Source organism: Cognatundibacterium squillarum (assembly GCF_014652435.1).
In the GTDB taxonomy this organism is placed as follows: Bacteria; Pseudomonadota; Gammaproteobacteria; order Burkholderiales; family Burkholderiaceae_D; genus Undibacterium; species Undibacterium squillarum.
The window spans coordinates 818,911-832,284 of record NZ_BMYU01000001.1 but is presented as its reverse complement, the minus strand read 5'-3'; the positions used below and the strand labels follow the sequence as shown (position 1 = coordinate 832,284).

Annotated in this window: 13 protein-coding genes and 1 tRNA gene; 11 read left to right on the top strand and 3 right to left on the bottom strand. The window is 51.5% G+C overall.

From position 1 onward, the window contains the following. Window positions 1–2 precede the first annotated feature (2 nt). Together IE092_RS03480 and IE092_RS03475 are read left to right on the top strand one after the other, a co-directional pair. Window positions 3–311 carry a DUF2818 family protein gene (locus IE092_RS03480; RefSeq protein WP_189355589.1) on the top strand — a complete coding sequence of 103 codons (309 nt, stop codon included), beginning with the start codon at window positions 3–5 and terminating at the stop codon, window positions 309–311. Continuing rightward, complete coding sequence (locus tag IE092_RS03475) at window positions 301–873, top strand: NUDIX domain-containing protein (RefSeq protein ID WP_189355588.1); 573 nt, start codon at window positions 301–303, stop codon at window positions 871–873. The genes IE092_RS03480 and IE092_RS03475 overlap by 11 nt, the downstream gene beginning before the upstream one ends. A 95-nt stretch (window positions 874–968) precedes the next feature. On the opposite strand, the gene IE092_RS03470 is transcribed toward IE092_RS03475, so the two are convergent. After that, entirely contained in the window at window positions 969–2,597 is a 1,629-nt protein-coding gene (locus IE092_RS03470) for an electron transfer flavoprotein-ubiquinone oxidoreductase (protein ID WP_189355786.1), read from the bottom strand. A 516-nt stretch (window positions 2,598–3,113) separates the two neighbouring features. Between IE092_RS03470 and IE092_RS03465 the strand changes: the two genes are divergently transcribed. Next, window positions 3,114–3,890 (top strand): SDR family oxidoreductase, encoded by a 777-nt coding sequence (locus IE092_RS03465; RefSeq protein WP_189355587.1) that lies wholly within the window; start codon window positions 3,114–3,116, stop codon window positions 3,888–3,890. Window positions 3,891–3,892: 2 nt separating this feature from the next. Further along, a complete protein-coding gene (locus IE092_RS03460; protein WP_189355586.1) occupies window positions 3,893–4,345 on the top strand; it encodes an acyl-CoA thioesterase in 453 nt (150 codons plus the stop codon). A gap of 1 nt (window position 4,346) precedes the next feature. On the opposite strand, the gene IE092_RS03455 is transcribed toward IE092_RS03460, so the two are convergent. Continuing rightward, window positions 4,347–4,910, bottom strand: coding sequence for a LuxR C-terminal-related transcriptional regulator (locus IE092_RS03455; RefSeq protein ID WP_189355585.1), 564 nt, complete (start codon window positions 4,908–4,910; stop codon window positions 4,347–4,349). 130 nt (window positions 4,911–5,040) lie between these two features. On the opposite strand from IE092_RS03455, the gene IE092_RS03450 reads away from it, so the two are divergent. Then, entirely contained in the window at window positions 5,041–5,745 is a 705-nt protein-coding gene (locus tag IE092_RS03450; RefSeq protein ID WP_189355584.1) for a CoA transferase subunit A, read from the top strand. Window positions 5,746–5,764: 19 nt separating this feature from the next. Next, window positions 5,765–6,406: a CoA transferase subunit B gene (locus tag IE092_RS03445; RefSeq protein WP_189355583.1), complete on the top strand. Its 642-nt coding sequence runs from the start codon at window positions 5,765–5,767 to the stop codon at window positions 6,404–6,406. Between the two features lie 256 nt (window positions 6,407–6,662). Here IE092_RS03445 and IE092_RS03440 read toward each other — a convergent pair whose 3' ends face one another. Next, on the bottom strand, window positions 6,663–7,457 hold the full coding sequence (locus IE092_RS03440) for a 3-hydroxybutyrate dehydrogenase (RefSeq protein ID WP_189355582.1): 795 nt from the start codon (window positions 7,455–7,457) through the stop codon (window positions 6,663–6,665). A gap of 158 nt (window positions 7,458–7,615) precedes the next feature. Between IE092_RS03440 and IE092_RS03435 the strand changes: the two genes are divergently transcribed. The 5 genes from IE092_RS03435 (at window position 7,616) to thrS (ending at window position 13,363) form a co-directional block, all read left to right on the top strand. Then, on the top strand, window positions 7,616–8,482 hold the full coding sequence (locus tag IE092_RS03435) for an alpha/beta fold hydrolase (protein WP_229793001.1): 867 nt from the start codon (window positions 7,616–7,618) through the stop codon (window positions 8,480–8,482). A 14-nt stretch (window positions 8,483–8,496) separates the two neighbouring features. Next, window positions 8,497–8,847 carry a RidA family protein gene (locus IE092_RS03430; protein WP_189355581.1) on the top strand — a complete coding sequence of 117 codons (351 nt, stop codon included), beginning with the start codon at window positions 8,497–8,499 and terminating at the stop codon, window positions 8,845–8,847. 28 nt (window positions 8,848–8,875) lie between these two features. Further along, window positions 8,876–11,116 carry a RelA/SpoT family protein gene (locus tag IE092_RS03425; RefSeq protein ID WP_189355580.1) on the top strand — a complete coding sequence of 747 codons (2,241 nt, stop codon included), beginning with the start codon at window positions 8,876–8,878 and terminating at the stop codon, window positions 11,114–11,116. A gap of 61 nt (window positions 11,117–11,177) precedes the next feature. Further along, window positions 11,178–11,254 (top strand) — tRNA-Val (locus tag IE092_RS03420). A 198-nt stretch (window positions 11,255–11,452) separates the two neighbouring features. Continuing rightward, the gene (gene thrS, locus IE092_RS03415) at window positions 11,453–13,363 is read left to right on the top strand and encodes a threonine--tRNA ligase (RefSeq protein ID WP_189355579.1); all 1,911 of its coding nucleotides are present in this window, start codon (window positions 11,453–11,455) and stop codon (window positions 13,361–13,363) included. The last annotated feature ends 11 nt before the right edge of the window (window positions 13,364–13,374 follow it).

Below are 13,374 nucleotides of genomic sequence, written 5' to 3'. Positions count from 1 at the left end.
CTTTGAATAGCTTTGGTGTGTGGATTCTTGGCGGGTTGGCAGTAATACTGGCTAACCTGCCTTTTATCAGTGAGCGCTGCTTCGCAATTATCGCGATGCAGCGTTTTTCTTTTAAACCCTTTTGGCTACGATTGCTGGAACTGACTACGCTTTATGGTGTCTTGTTGTTTGCCGGGTTCCAGTTTGAATCAGCAAGGGGAAACCGGTTTCCACAGGAATGGCAATTTTTTGTGGTGACTTTGTGCCTATTTGTTGTTCTGGCATTTCCCGGTTTCGTTTACCGATATCTGATGAGACGGCATGCAGCATAAACAAGAAGATGACGGACATTTGCGTGAGTTGACCAAGGACAGCACGCTTGTGCTGGATGGACATTTCCTGAAAGTGAAGCGGGATACCGTAATTTTGCCTGACGGAAAAGAAACAACACGCGAATATATTTTGCATCCCGGCGCGGTAGTTATTATTCCTCTCATGAATGATGGGCGTGTACTGGTCGAGCGACAATTCAGATATCCGCTTAACAGAGTGTTTATCGAGTTTCCGGCCGGTAAGCTCGAATACGGCGAAGATTTGCTGACCTGTGCGAAGCGGGAGCTGGAGGAAGAAACTGGTTGTGCCGCTCAGAACTGGGTGCATCTGACGACCATTCATAATGCGATCGCCTATGCAAACGAACGTATCGAAATTTTCCTTGCTCGTGAAATTACAGAAGGTCAACGGCATCTTGATGACGGAGAATTTCTCGAAACTTTTTATGCAACACCGGAAGAATTGTCTCAGTGGGTAAGGGAAGGGAAAATTACGGATGTGAAAACCATCATCGGTATTTTCTGGCTTGAGAAAATTCTCAGGGGTGAGTGGCCTGCCTGACGACCATTAATATCAAGGCGCATCTGGGTACACTCTGATAAGCAATGATGTAGCAAATAAAAAAAGCAGGCATTTGCCTGCTTTTCTCATGGGTGTTACATATTTGGATAGTTAGGACCGCCGCCACCTTCCGGTGTAATCCAGACGATGTTTTGTGTCGGATCTTTGATGTCACAGGTTTTGCAGTGTACGCAGTTTTGCGCGTTGATCTGCAGCTTATCCTGACCCTCATCAGTCTTTGTGAACTCATATACACCTGCCGGGCAATACCGGGTTTCAGGGCCTGCGTATTTCGCGAGATTTACATTGACCGGGACTTCAGAATTACGCAATGTCAGATGAATCGGCTGATCTTCTTCATGGTTTGTATTTGAAATGAAGACAGAGGACAAGCGGTCAAATGTCAGTTTGCCATCCGGCTTCGGATACTGAATAGGTGCAAAATCAGATGCAGGGCGCAGATATTCATGATCCGCCTTGGAGTGACGGAAAGTCCATGGTGCTTTGCCTCCGAATAAAACCTGATCAATCCCCACCAGTAACGTGCCTAGAACCAGACCTTTGCTCATGGACGGCTTAAAGTTACGGGCAACATGCAATTCTTCATGCAGCCAAGAAGTTTCAAAAGCTTTGCTGTAATCTGTGACTTCATCGTAAGCGCGATCTTGTCCGAGCGCACCAAATACGGCATCTGCAGCCATCATGCCGCTCTTAATCGCTGCATGGCTGCCCTTAATACGGCTCGCATTCAGGAAGCCGGCATCGCAGCCAATCAGTGCACCACCGGGGAAAGTCAGTTTCGGCAATGATTGCAGGCCGCCCGCTGCAATTGCACGTGCGCCGTAAGCGATACGTTTGCCGCCTTCAAAGAACTGACGAATTTCAGGATGCGTTTTATAGCGCTGGAACTCTTCGTACGGTGACAGATAAGGATTTTCGTAGCCGAGACCAACCACGTAACCTACAGCAACTTGATTGTTTTCCAGGTGGTAGAGGAAAGAGCCACCATATGTGTCATTATCCAGCGGCCAGCCTGCGGTATGAATGACAAGCCCGGGCTGGTGTTTTGCGGGATCAATTTCCCACAGTTCTTTAATACCGATGCCATAGGTTTGCGGATCTTTACCTTTGTTCAAATCGAACTTCGTCATCAGTTGTTTGCCGAGATGGCCACGTGCACCTTCAGCAAACAGGGTGTATTTCGCGTGCAGTTCCATACCCAGCTGGAAGTTCGGACCCGCTTCGCCTTCGCGTGTAACCCCCATATTGCCGGTTGCGATACCTTTTACCGAGCCATTGTCGTTATACAGCACTTCTGCAGCAGTAAAGCCCGGGAAAATTTCCACACCAAGCGCTTCAGCCTGCTGACCGAGCCAGCGTACAACGTTTGCCAGAGAAATGACGTAATTGCCATGATTCTGGAAGCACTTCGGCAATAACCAGTTCGGCGTTTTATAAGCTTTCGTTTCAGACAGAAACAGGAAGCGGTCTTCTGTGACTTCGGTATGCAGCGGAGCGCCACGTTCTTTCCAGTCAGGAATCAGTTCGGTCAGTGCTTTCGGATCCATGACCGCGCCGGACAGAATGTGTGCGCCCAGTTCTCCGCCTTTTTCCAACAGGCAGACGGAAACTTCTTTACCTTGCTCTGCTGCAAGCTGCTTTAAACGAATCGCGGCTGACAGGCCAGCAGGGCCTCCGCCAACGATGACGACGTCGTATTCCATCGCATCGCGAGGGCCGAACTGTTCGACAAGATTTTGTGTCATGACTGTTTTCGCTTTCTGAAAATTTTTCGAACGAACGTGCTAAATTGTTCTCAGCATGGTATCTGCTGGTTTACCAATCTGCAAGTACGGGATTAGAAACCGTCGCCTAGAAAAGCGCTGGTGCTGCCAGTGTTGTCGCTGCATATGCTGACTGACCGAAAGACAGCTGAACATGCTGTGGAGGGATGTCTCCGTTTGTGTCTGTACGCCTTTGTGAGCAGGCTGGTCGCGTTTCCGGTAATCAGTCGGATATTCGCCGCGACAAAACAGGCATTCGTTGTGCCGAGATTATCGCAGCTTCACTGTTTCAGTGCATCAGGTGCGATGTGAATTTGCCGGTTTTCATCTGATCCAGCGCTATATTTTCAGCGACTTACAACATTTTGATTTAGCGTTGTGTCATGATAATACGGATACATGCCTGCGCTTTTTCGCGCAGAACCAAACCACATTGACGCACAGGAGGAACGGCGAATGGGAGTGGAAGTCAATTTTGAAGGAAAAATTGCATTAGTGACCGGTGCTTCCAGTGGTCTTGGTGCACGTTTTGCCAAAGTCCTGGCACAGGCGGGTGCGCAGGTGGTGCTTGCTTCCCGCCGTATTGACCGGTTGAAAGAACTGCGGGCTGAAATTGAATCAGAAGGCGGTGCAGCGCATGTTGTGAGTCTCGATGTGACGGACTATGCCAGTATCAAAGCTGCGATTGCCCATGCTGAAACGGAAGCCGGTCCGATTGATATTCTGATTAATAATTCCGGTGTATCAACAACACAAAAGCTGATTGATGTGACACCGGATGACTACGCTTATGTGATGGACACCAATCAGCGCGGTGCATTTTTTGTAGCGCAGGAAGCCGCCAAGCGCATGATTGCACGTCATAAAGGTGATCCGCGCAAACAACACAGAATCGTAAACATTGCTTCTGTTGCTGGCTTACGTGTATTACCGCAGATTGGCATTTACTGCATGAGCAAGGCTGCCATTATTCATATGACGAAGGCGATGGCGGTTGAATGGGGACGCTTCGGCATTAACGTAAATGCGATTTGTCCCGGCTATATTTCAACCGAAATCAATGAAGATTATTTTCATACCGAGCAGGGTAAAAAACTGATCGATATACTGCCACGCCGACGCGTGGGAGCGCCGGAAGATTTAGATGGTTTGTTGCTGCTGCTGGCAGCAGAAGAATCCCGTTTTTTAAATGGCACCATCGTCACGGCAGATGATGGTTTAAGTGCGCAATAAAGATGACCGAACAAAGTAACGAGAAAAAACTGGTGCATACCATGACGATTCCGGTGCGCTGGGGTGACATGGATGCACTGGGGCATGTTAACAATACCGTGTATTTCCGCTATATGGAGCAGGCGCGGATTGAATGGCTGGCAGCGATGGGTTGCCTGCCGGATGAAAATGGCAATGGCCCGGTGATTGTCAGTGCACGCTGTGATTTCCGTAAGCCACTGACTTATCCGGATCAGGTGGAAGTCTGCACCTATATTTATTCGCTCGGGAAAAGCAGCTTTGAGACTGCGCAGGAAATGCGTTCCGTCAATGACGGTTACGCTGTGTACGCAGAAGGCGGAGCAACCGTTGTGTGGGTTGACAGCAAAACCGGTAAGGGCACGCCATTTCCGGACGCAATCCGTAACAAATACGCAGAGCTGAAAGGCGATCAGCAAGGCCGCCGCGTACGCTGAATCAGCGTGTGATACCTAGCAATTTATGCACGAGTTCGCTGGAGGTGGAAGCGCTGAACTTTTTCATCAGTTTGGCGCGGTGCATCTCCACCGTGCGCGGGCTCAGATCAATCTGACGCGCAATCAGCTTACTGGTTTTACCTTCAACAATCAGCGCGGCGATTTCGCGTTCGCGTGGCGTCAGTTCGGCAGATACCGGACGGCGCGCACTTAAATCTTCAAACGTCCAGATCCCTTCTGCATGCGGATCAGCGCGGTGCAGCGCACGACCGGAAACGTGGCACCAGAATAATTCCTGATTGGCGCGTTTCATAATACGCTCATCAGAGTATGAGCCTTTGGTATTCAGAATCGGCGTGATCCGTGCGCCGGTGCGTTCAAACTCATCCGCGCTCGGATACAGAATCTGAAATGACTGACCGCACAATTCCTGTGGCAGATAGCCGAACATGGCTGCCAGTGCTTCATTGCATGCCACGATGATACGGTGGCGCGAAACACACATCCCGATCGGTGCTAAGCGGAAAATGTCGGCAAAATCGGTGTCGGGCAGCGTAGGGTGCATGGCGCGGCAGTCGGTGTCAGGTAGTTTTACGGTATTGCGGAGTATAACGCAGGTCATTATTCTGCAGAACGGTTCCCGTTATCTGCTGCACAATGGATGCAGCAGCGATTCAACCATCAAGGAGACAAGGATGAACAAGGTATTCCCCGATGCAGCAAGCGCATTGGCTGATATCGTCAAAGATAATCAGACGATTGCGGTTGGCGGCTTTGGTTTGTGCGGTATTCCGGAAGCGCTGATTGCCGCGCTGCGTGACAGTGGCGTTAAAGGCCTGACAGCGATTTCCAATAACGCCGGTGTGGATGGCTTTGGCCTCGGCCAGCTGCTGACAACCCGTCAGATCCGCAAAATGATTTCATCTTATGTTGGCGAAAACAAAGAGTTTGAACGCCAGTATCTGGCAGGCGAACTGGAGCTGGAATTTACACCGCAAGGAACGCTGGCTGAAAAACTGCGTGCCGGCGGTGCAGGTATTCCTGCGTTCTTCACCCGTACCGGTGTTGGTACGATTGTGGCTGAAGGCAAAGAAATTCGTGAATTCGATGGTAAGCAATATGTGATGGAACGTTCGCTGGTGGCGGATGTGTCGCTGGTAAAAGCCTGGAAAGCCGATAAAGCCGGTAATCTGGTGTATCGCAAAACTGCGCGTAACTTCAATCCGAATGTGGCAATGGCGGGCAAAATCACGGTGGTGGAAGTGGAAGAACTGGTGGAAACCGGCAGCTTCGATCCGGATGAAGTGCATACGCCGGGCATCTTCGTGCACCGTATCGTTGTGAATGCAACGCCGGAAAAACGCATCGAGCAACGCACCGTGCGTCCAACCGAAGCCTAACCAGAATCAGGAGATAACGATGGCATGGAATCGTGATGAAATGGCTGCGCGCGCAGCAAAAGAATTGCAGGACGGTTTTTACGTGAATCTGGGCATCGGTCTGCCAACGCTGGTGGCGAATCACGTGCCTACCGGTATGGAAGTCTGGCTGCAGTCGGAAAACGGATTGCTAGGTATCGGTCCTTTCCCGACGGAAGCTGAAGTCGATGCAGACCTGATCAATGCCGGTAAGCAAACCGTGACGACACTGGCGGGTTCGTCGATTTTCAGTTCAGCAGATTCGTTCGCGATGATACGCGGCGGCAAAATTAATCTGGCGATTCTGGGCGCGATGCAGGTCAGCGAAAACGGTGATCTGGCGAACTGGATGATTCCGGGCAAAATGGTCAAAGGCATGGGCGGTGCGATGGATCTGGTGGCCGGTGTTGGCCGCGTGGTCGTGCTGATGGAGCATGTGGCCAAAGGCGATGCACCGAAAATCCTGAAACAGTGCAATCTGCCGCTGACCGGTGTCGGTGTGGTGAACCGCATCATCACCGATCTGGGTGTGATTGATGTGACGCCGCAAGGCTTGAAAGTGGTGGAGCTGGCAGATGGTGTGAGCCGTGAAGAAATCACGGCAAAGACGGAGGCGGCACTGGATTTCTCCCTGCTGGGATAATTCGGTCAAAGCTCACCGGAGCAGGGCGCAGCATGCTGCGCCCTTTTTTCGTTCAGCGGAGCCGGAACATGCCCCGAAACTGCCGGAAAATGCCTCAAATGCGGACTTTGGCATAGCGATCCGGTGGTCGTCGGCAGAAAGTCCGGCTCTCCGGAAAGTGCTCATGCGGATATCTGCACAATCATCATGCCGAACAAAGAAAAAACGCTGCGCACCATAAGGGCTGGCAGCGTTCTGAACGGGCAGGGGCGAAGGCTTATTGGGCTGCCCAGCCGCCATCCATATTCCATGCCGCACCGCGAATCTGACTGGCGGCATCACTGCATAAAAATACTGCCAGTTCACCTAACTGATCCGGTGTGACGAATTCGCCGGATGGTTGTTTTTCCAGCAGCAGTGCTTTTTTGGCGTCCTCATTACTCAAACCATCGCGTTCGGCGCGCGCATCAACTTGCTTTTGTACCAGCGGTGTCAGCACCCAGCCCGGACAGATCGCGTTACAGGTCACGCCGGTTTGCGCGGTTTCCAGCGCCACCGTCTTGGTGAAGCCAATCAGGCCGTGTTTCGCTGCCACGTAAGCGGATTTGTTCGCGGAGGCGACCAGACCGTGTACCGATGCAATATTCAGAATCCGGCCCCAGTTCTTCTGACGCATTTGCGGCAGCGCGAGGCGCGTGGTGTGGAAGCAGGCGGTCAGATTAATCGCAATCACTGCATCCCATTTTTCCACCGGAAAATCTTCGACGCTGGCCACATGCTGAATGCCGGCGTTATTCACCAGCACATCGACACCGCCGAATTCAGCCTGCGCATACGCCATCATCGCGCTGATCTCAGTGGCGACGCTGAGGTCTGCATTGTGATAACCGGTTTGCACACCAAAGTCCGCGGTGATGCTGTCGCGGATGCGCTGGATGTCGTCGGCATCGCCAAAGCCGTTCAGAATCACATTGGCACCGGCACCCGCCAGTTTGCGGGCAATGCCCAGACCAATGCCGGAGGTGGAACCGGTAACCAGCGCTGTTTTACCGCGCAATGTCGCAGTCGTCATAGCTTTCCTTCCTGTGTGATGGGAGTGTGAATGAATATCGAATGAATGTTTGACGGTGAATCGGGAAAATTATCAATGATTTTAATGTCAACGCTCGGTAAAATGTGAGAGAAAACGGTTTTATCAGCGTTACGCGCTGCATTGATAAGGAGAACCACATGGAATACCGGCGTCATGATGTGCAATGTCTGTCACCTGCCGGTCTGCACCGAATGGCATATCAGGAATGGGGTGATCCGCAGAATCCGCGTGTGCTGGTTTGTGTGCATGGCCTGACCCGTGTTTCTTCAGATTTCGACGCGCTGGCAAGCCGGCTGTGTGACACCTACCGCGTTGTCTGCCCTGATGTGGTGGGGCGCGGTTATTCGGGACATCTGGCCAATCCTGCGTTTTATGCGATTCCGCAGTACGTCAGCGATATGGTTACTTTGCTGGCGCGCGTGAATGCAGAGCAGGTGGACTGGGTCGGCACTTCCATGGGTGGTCTGATCGGCATGATACTCGCAGCGCAGAATGATTCCCCGATCCGCCAGCTGGTGCTGAACGATGTCGGGCCTGCACTCGATCCGGCTGCGCTGGCGCGTATCGGAACTTATGTCGGCGACGATGTACGCTTTGCGACTCGTGATGAAGCCGTCGCTTATATCCGCGCCATCTCTGATTCTTTCGGGCCGCATTCTGATGCGCAGTGGGACAAAATGGCCGGTGATGTCTTGCGCCAGAACCCCGATGGCAGCTGGCGTCGCCATTATGATCTGCGTTTATCGCAGGCATTTGCCAGTGCCACACCGGAAGTGCTGAAAGCAGGTGAACAGTCTTTATGGGCAGCGTATGACGCAATTCAGGCACGCACCTTGCTCATACGCGGTGCAGAATCTGATTTGCTGACTCCGGAAACTGCTGCCCAAATGCAGCAGCGTGGTCCGAAAGCGACGCTGGCGGAATTTGCCGGTGTCGGCCATGCACCGATGTTTCAGCAGCCGGATCAGATTCAGACCGTCATTGATTTTTTATTGGCAAAGTAAGGAAGAAAAAGTATATGGAAATTCGTCGCATGCACGTCGGAAAACGTCTGTCGGAAGCCGCTGTTTATAACGGTGTCGTGTATCTGGCGGGTCAGATTCCGGAAGATGTCAGTCAGGATATTTACGGCCAGACCCGTGAAGTACTGGGCCATGTAGAGCGCTTGCTGAATGAGGCTGGCAGCGATAAATCCCGTATTTTGTCCTGCCAGATTTTTCTGAAAGATATTCAGCAAATCGGCGCGATGAATGAAGTCTGGGATGCCTGGGTGGCAGAAGGTAATACACCGCCGCGTGCAACAGTACAGGCGCCGCTGGCTGATCCGGCATGGCTGATTGAAGTGGTTGTGACTGCAGCTCTGAAATAAAGAATTAAGAAAGCACCGATAACGCACTATGGTTTCTACTTCCGTTGCCCAGTCTGAAGCACAGTTACTGGAAAGTCTGTCCGAATCAGATAAAGATAAACTGATAGACGCGCTGGATTTTGTCACGCCTTATTATCAGGAACAGTCTGTGATTACCGGCCAGAATGCCCTTGCATTCTCGCGCGGCGTGGCCAGCACACTGGCGATGCTGCGAACGGATGTGGATTCCCGAATTGCCGCTTTATTGTTCGAATTGCCGGATCTGGCGCCAAAAGCGGCAGAGCAGATCGAGGCCCGTTTTGGTGCAGAGATCGCCGATCTGGTGACTGGCACCCGTCGTCTGCTGCGTTTGCGTGAAACAGCACTGACCCAGCACGATCCGGGGAAAGGTAAAGATGCTGCGGATAAGGCAGCCGCACAGATGGAAACCCTGCGCAAAATGGTGCTGGCGATGGCCAGTGATATGCGCGTGGTGCTGATACGCTTATCGTCCCGCGTCACCACGCTGCGCTATTTTGCCGAAGTCAAAAAGGAAGACGGTGCCGCCCGTCAGTACGCCAGCGAAACCATGGATTTGTATGCGCCGCTGGCAAACCGGCTCGGTGTCTGGCAACTGAAGTGGGAGCTGGAAGACTTATCGTTCCGCTTTCTCGAGCCTGATCAGTACAAGCGTATTGCGAAGATGCTGGAAGAGAAGCGGGTTGAACGTGAATCTTTCGTGGTGAATTCGATTGCCCGTTTAAACAGCGAGCTGAAAGCGGCTGGCGTACGCGCAGAAGTATCAGGCCGCCCTAAGCACATCTACAGCATCTGGAAAAAGATGAAAGGGAAGTCGGTTGATTTCCGTGAACTGTACGATGTCCGTGCCTTCCGTGTGATTGTTGATGATATTAAGGATTGTTACACCGTACTCGGTATCGTACATAACGCATGGGTACCGATCCCAAAAGAATTTGACGACTACATTTCGCGTCCGAAACCAAACGGGTATAAATCTTTGCACACGGTAGTGATGGTGGATGATGGTCGTCCGCTCGAAGTGCAGATCCGCACACGCGAAATGCATCAGTTTGCCGAGTATGGTGTGGCAGCGCACTGGCGCTATAAAGAAAGCGGCGGTTCAAATTTCACCGCGCAGGAATATGATGAAAAAATCGCCTGGCTGCGTCAGTTGCTGGCGTGGAAAACGGATGTGACCGATGCGGTTGTTGAGCATGAAGATGTACAAAAAGAATGGGTGGAAAAACTCAAATCCGCATCCATTGACGACCGGATTTATGTATTAACACCGCAGGCGAAAGTCATCGAATTGCCAAGTAATGCCACGCCGGTAGATTTTGCATATCAGTTGCATACGGATGTCGGACATCGCTGCCGTGGTGCAAAAGTTGACAGCGTGATGGTGCCGCTGAATACGCGTTTGCAAAACGGGCAGACGGTGGAAATCATTACGCTCAAAGCCGGTTCGCCGCAAACCGGACCATCGCGCGACTGGCTGAGTCCCGAGTATTCCGCCAGCACCCGAACCCGCAGCAAAATCCGGGCATGGTTCAATGCAATCGACCAGCAGCAAACGCTGTCTGAAGGCAGGGCGATGGTGGAGAAAACGCTGCAGCGCGAGGGGAAGACCGCAGTCAATCTTGAAGAGCTGGCGCGTAAGCTTGGATTTGCTGCACCGGATGAATTGTTTTTATCTGTCGGAAAAGAAGAGTTTAGTCTGCGCCAGATCGAACTGATTCTGCGCGAACAGCAGCCAGAGCCGGAATTGCCGGATGCATTGCAGATTACGAATAAGAGTCGCGCTTCCAGCGTTATTCAGGGCGCAAAGTCGGGTGTGCTGGTGGTTGGTACGGATGGACTGATGACCCAGCTGGCACGCTGCTGTAAGCCGGCGCCACCGGATGACATTGTTGGTTTTGTCACGCGCGGCAAAGGTGTGTCGATACACAGGCTGAGTTGCAAGAATTTTGCCGAAATGCGCAATAAGGCGCCGGAACGTGTGATTCAGACGACCTGGGGTGATCAGGTTCGTGACACGGTTTTTCCTGTCGATATTTTTGTGCTGGCGCAGGACCGTCAGGGATTGTTGCGAGATATTTCTGAAGTGCTGTCTAAAGATAAAATCAATGTGATCGGCGTCCATACGCAAAGTGCAAAAGGTCAGGCAAGGATGTCGTTTACCGTGGAAATCAGCGGCACCTCTCAACTGGTAAAGGCGCTGAACGCGATCCGTGAAGTTACCGGCATTCAGGAGGTTCGCCGGCAGTAAAGTAAAAATATGGTGGCAGGGCTAGCTTTTTTCGTTGGCCTTGCTATAATGCTGCTCCTATAGACGCGTAGCTCAGCTGGTTAGAGCACTACCTTGACATGGTAGGGGTCGTTGGTTCGAGTCCAATCGTGTCTACCACCAATTCAGATAAGAGCGAGAAAGGCAACCCGGTTATGACACCGCGAACTACCACGTTGATGGTTTGTGAGTGACGCTAGTCAGGGTTCTTTTTCGTCTTTCAATAAAAGAAAAAGCACGGCTAGCCGTGCTTTTTTTTTCGTCCAGAAATTCCTGCATTTTTCCGTTTCTTTTGTATTTTGCCACTTGGAGAGTGACATGATCTCAGTAAAACTTCCTGATGGTTCTTTGCGTCAGTTCGATGCGCCGGTAACTGTTGCCCAAGTGGCAGCGAGTATTGGTGCCGGTTTAGCAAAAGCAGCACTGGCAGGCCGTGTTGACGGTAAGCTGGTGGATACTTCCTTTTTGATTGAGCAGGATTCTGATCTGGCAATCGTCACCGATAAAGATGCGGATGGTCTGGAGGTGATTCGTCACTCAACAGCTCACTTGCTGGCATATGCAGTGAAAGAATTGTTTCCGGATGCGCAGGTGACTATCGGTCCTGTGATCGAAAACGGTTTTTATTACGACTTCTCCTATAAGCGTCCATTTACACCGGATGATCTGGTGGCAATCGAAAAGAAGATGTCGGAACTGGCAAAGAAAGATGAGCCGGTAACTCGCAAAGTGTTGCCACGTGATGAGGCCGTTTCTTACTTCAAGTCCATCGGTGAAAGCTATAAAGCTGAGATTATTGCTTCTATTCCGCAAGGTGAAGATGTTTCTCTGTACACCGAAGGCAATTTCACTGACCTGTGCCGTGGTCCGCACGTACCGTCGACTGGTAAGTTGAAAGTATTTAAGCTGATGAAGCTGGCCGGTGCATACTGGCGCGGTGATTCGAAAAACGAAATGCTGCAGCGTGTCTATGGTACTGCCTGGGCGAAAAAAGAGGAGCAGGAAGCATATTTGCATATGCTGGAAGAAGCAGAGAAGCGTGATCACCGTAAGCTGGGGAAATCGCTGGATCTGTTCCACTTCCAGGATGAGGCACCGGGTCTGGTGTTCTGGCACGCAAAAGGCTGGACCGTGTGGCAGCAGGTAGAGCAGTACATGCGTAAGGTGTATCAGGACTGTGGTTATCAGGAAGTGAAAGGTCCTCAGATTCTGGATAGCTCTCTGTGGGGTAAAACCGGTCACTGGGATAACTACAAAGACAATATGTTTGTCACCGAATCGGAAAACCGCTCGTATGCGCTGAAACCAATGAATTGCCCGGGTCATGTGCAGATTTTTAATTCCGGCATGAAGTCTTACCGTGATTTGCCATTGCGTTTCGGTGAGTTTGGTCAGTGTCATCGTAACGAGCCATCCGGCGCGTTGCACGGCATTATGCGTGTGCGTGGCTTTACGCAGGATGACGGCCATATTTTCTGTACTGAAGAACAGATTCAGTCAGAAGTGACGGCTTTCCATCCGCAAGCGATGAAGGTTTATCAGGATTTTGGTTTCAAGAATATTTCGATCAAATTGGCGCTGCGCCCGGAAAACCGTATCGGAACCGACGAGGTTTGGGATCGTGCGGAGGAAACTCTGCGCGCCGGCTTGCGTGCCTGCGGTGTGGAAGAGTGGGAAGAGCTGCCGGGTGAGGGTGCGTTTTACGGACCTAAAATCGAGTATCACCTGAAAGACAGTCTGGGTCGTCCATGGCAGGTGGGTACGATGCAGGTCGACTTCTTTATGCCGGGACGTCTGGGTGCGGAATATGTTGCTGACGATAACAGTCGTAAAGTGCCAGTCATGCTGCATCGTGCGATTGTTGGTTCGATGGAGCGTTTTATCGGTATTCTGATCGAAAATCACGCTGGTGCATTGCCTTTGTGGCTGGCGCCGGTGCAGATTTCGGTGCTGAATATTTCCGATGCGCAGGCTGAGTATGCGAAAAACCTTGCTGAAATCCTGAGAAAACAAGGATTTAGAGCAAATGCCGATTTGCGCAACGAGAAAATTACCTATAAAATACGCGAGCATTCTATTCAAAAATTACCGTATATCGTTGTTGTCGGTGATAAAGAACGTGATGCAAACACTGTCGCTGTGCGTACGCGTGGCAATCAGGATCTGGGCGTAATGTCGCTCGAAGCCTTTATTTTCCGTCTGCAGGACGAGGTATCATCCAAGGTGTAATCCGTTGTCAG

Excerpts from the sequence above, each read along its gene's own strand:
- IE092_RS03455 (WP_189355585.1), bottom strand. The coding sequence starts at position 4,910 with ATGCACCCTACGCTGCCCGACACCGATTTTGCCGACATTTTCCGCTTA.
- IE092_RS03460 (WP_189355586.1), top strand. The coding sequence starts at position 3,893 with ATGACCGAACAAAGTAACGAGAAAAAACTGGTGCATACCATGACGATT.
- IE092_RS03475 (WP_189355588.1), top strand. The coding sequence starts at position 301 with ATGCAGCATAAACAAGAAGATGACGGACATTTGCGTGAGTTGACCAAG.
- IE092_RS03445 (WP_189355583.1), top strand. The coding sequence starts at position 5,765 with ATGGCATGGAATCGTGATGAAATGGCTGCGCGCGCAGCAAAAGAATTG.
- IE092_RS03440 (WP_189355582.1), bottom strand. The coding sequence starts at position 7,457 with ATGACGACTGCGACATTGCGCGGTAAAACAGCGCTGGTTACCGGTTCC.
- IE092_RS03435 (WP_229793001.1), top strand. The coding sequence starts at position 7,616 with ATGGAATACCGGCGTCATGATGTGCAATGTCTGTCACCTGCCGGTCTG.
- IE092_RS03450 (WP_189355584.1), top strand. The coding sequence starts at position 5,041 with ATGAACAAGGTATTCCCCGATGCAGCAAGCGCATTGGCTGATATCGTC.
- IE092_RS03430 (WP_189355581.1), top strand. The coding sequence starts at position 8,497 with ATGGAAATTCGTCGCATGCACGTCGGAAAACGTCTGTCGGAAGCCGCT.
- IE092_RS03425 (WP_189355580.1), top strand. The coding sequence starts at position 8,876 with ATGGTTTCTACTTCCGTTGCCCAGTCTGAAGCACAGTTACTGGAAAGT.
- IE092_RS03465 (WP_189355587.1), top strand. The coding sequence starts at position 3,114 with ATGGGAGTGGAAGTCAATTTTGAAGGAAAAATTGCATTAGTGACCGGT.
- thrS (WP_189355579.1), top strand. The coding sequence starts at position 11,453 with ATGATCTCAGTAAAACTTCCTGATGGTTCTTTGCGTCAGTTCGATGCG.
- IE092_RS03470 (WP_189355786.1), bottom strand. The coding sequence starts at position 2,597 with ATGGAATACGACGTCGTCATCGTTGGCGGAGGCCCTGCTGGCCTGTCA.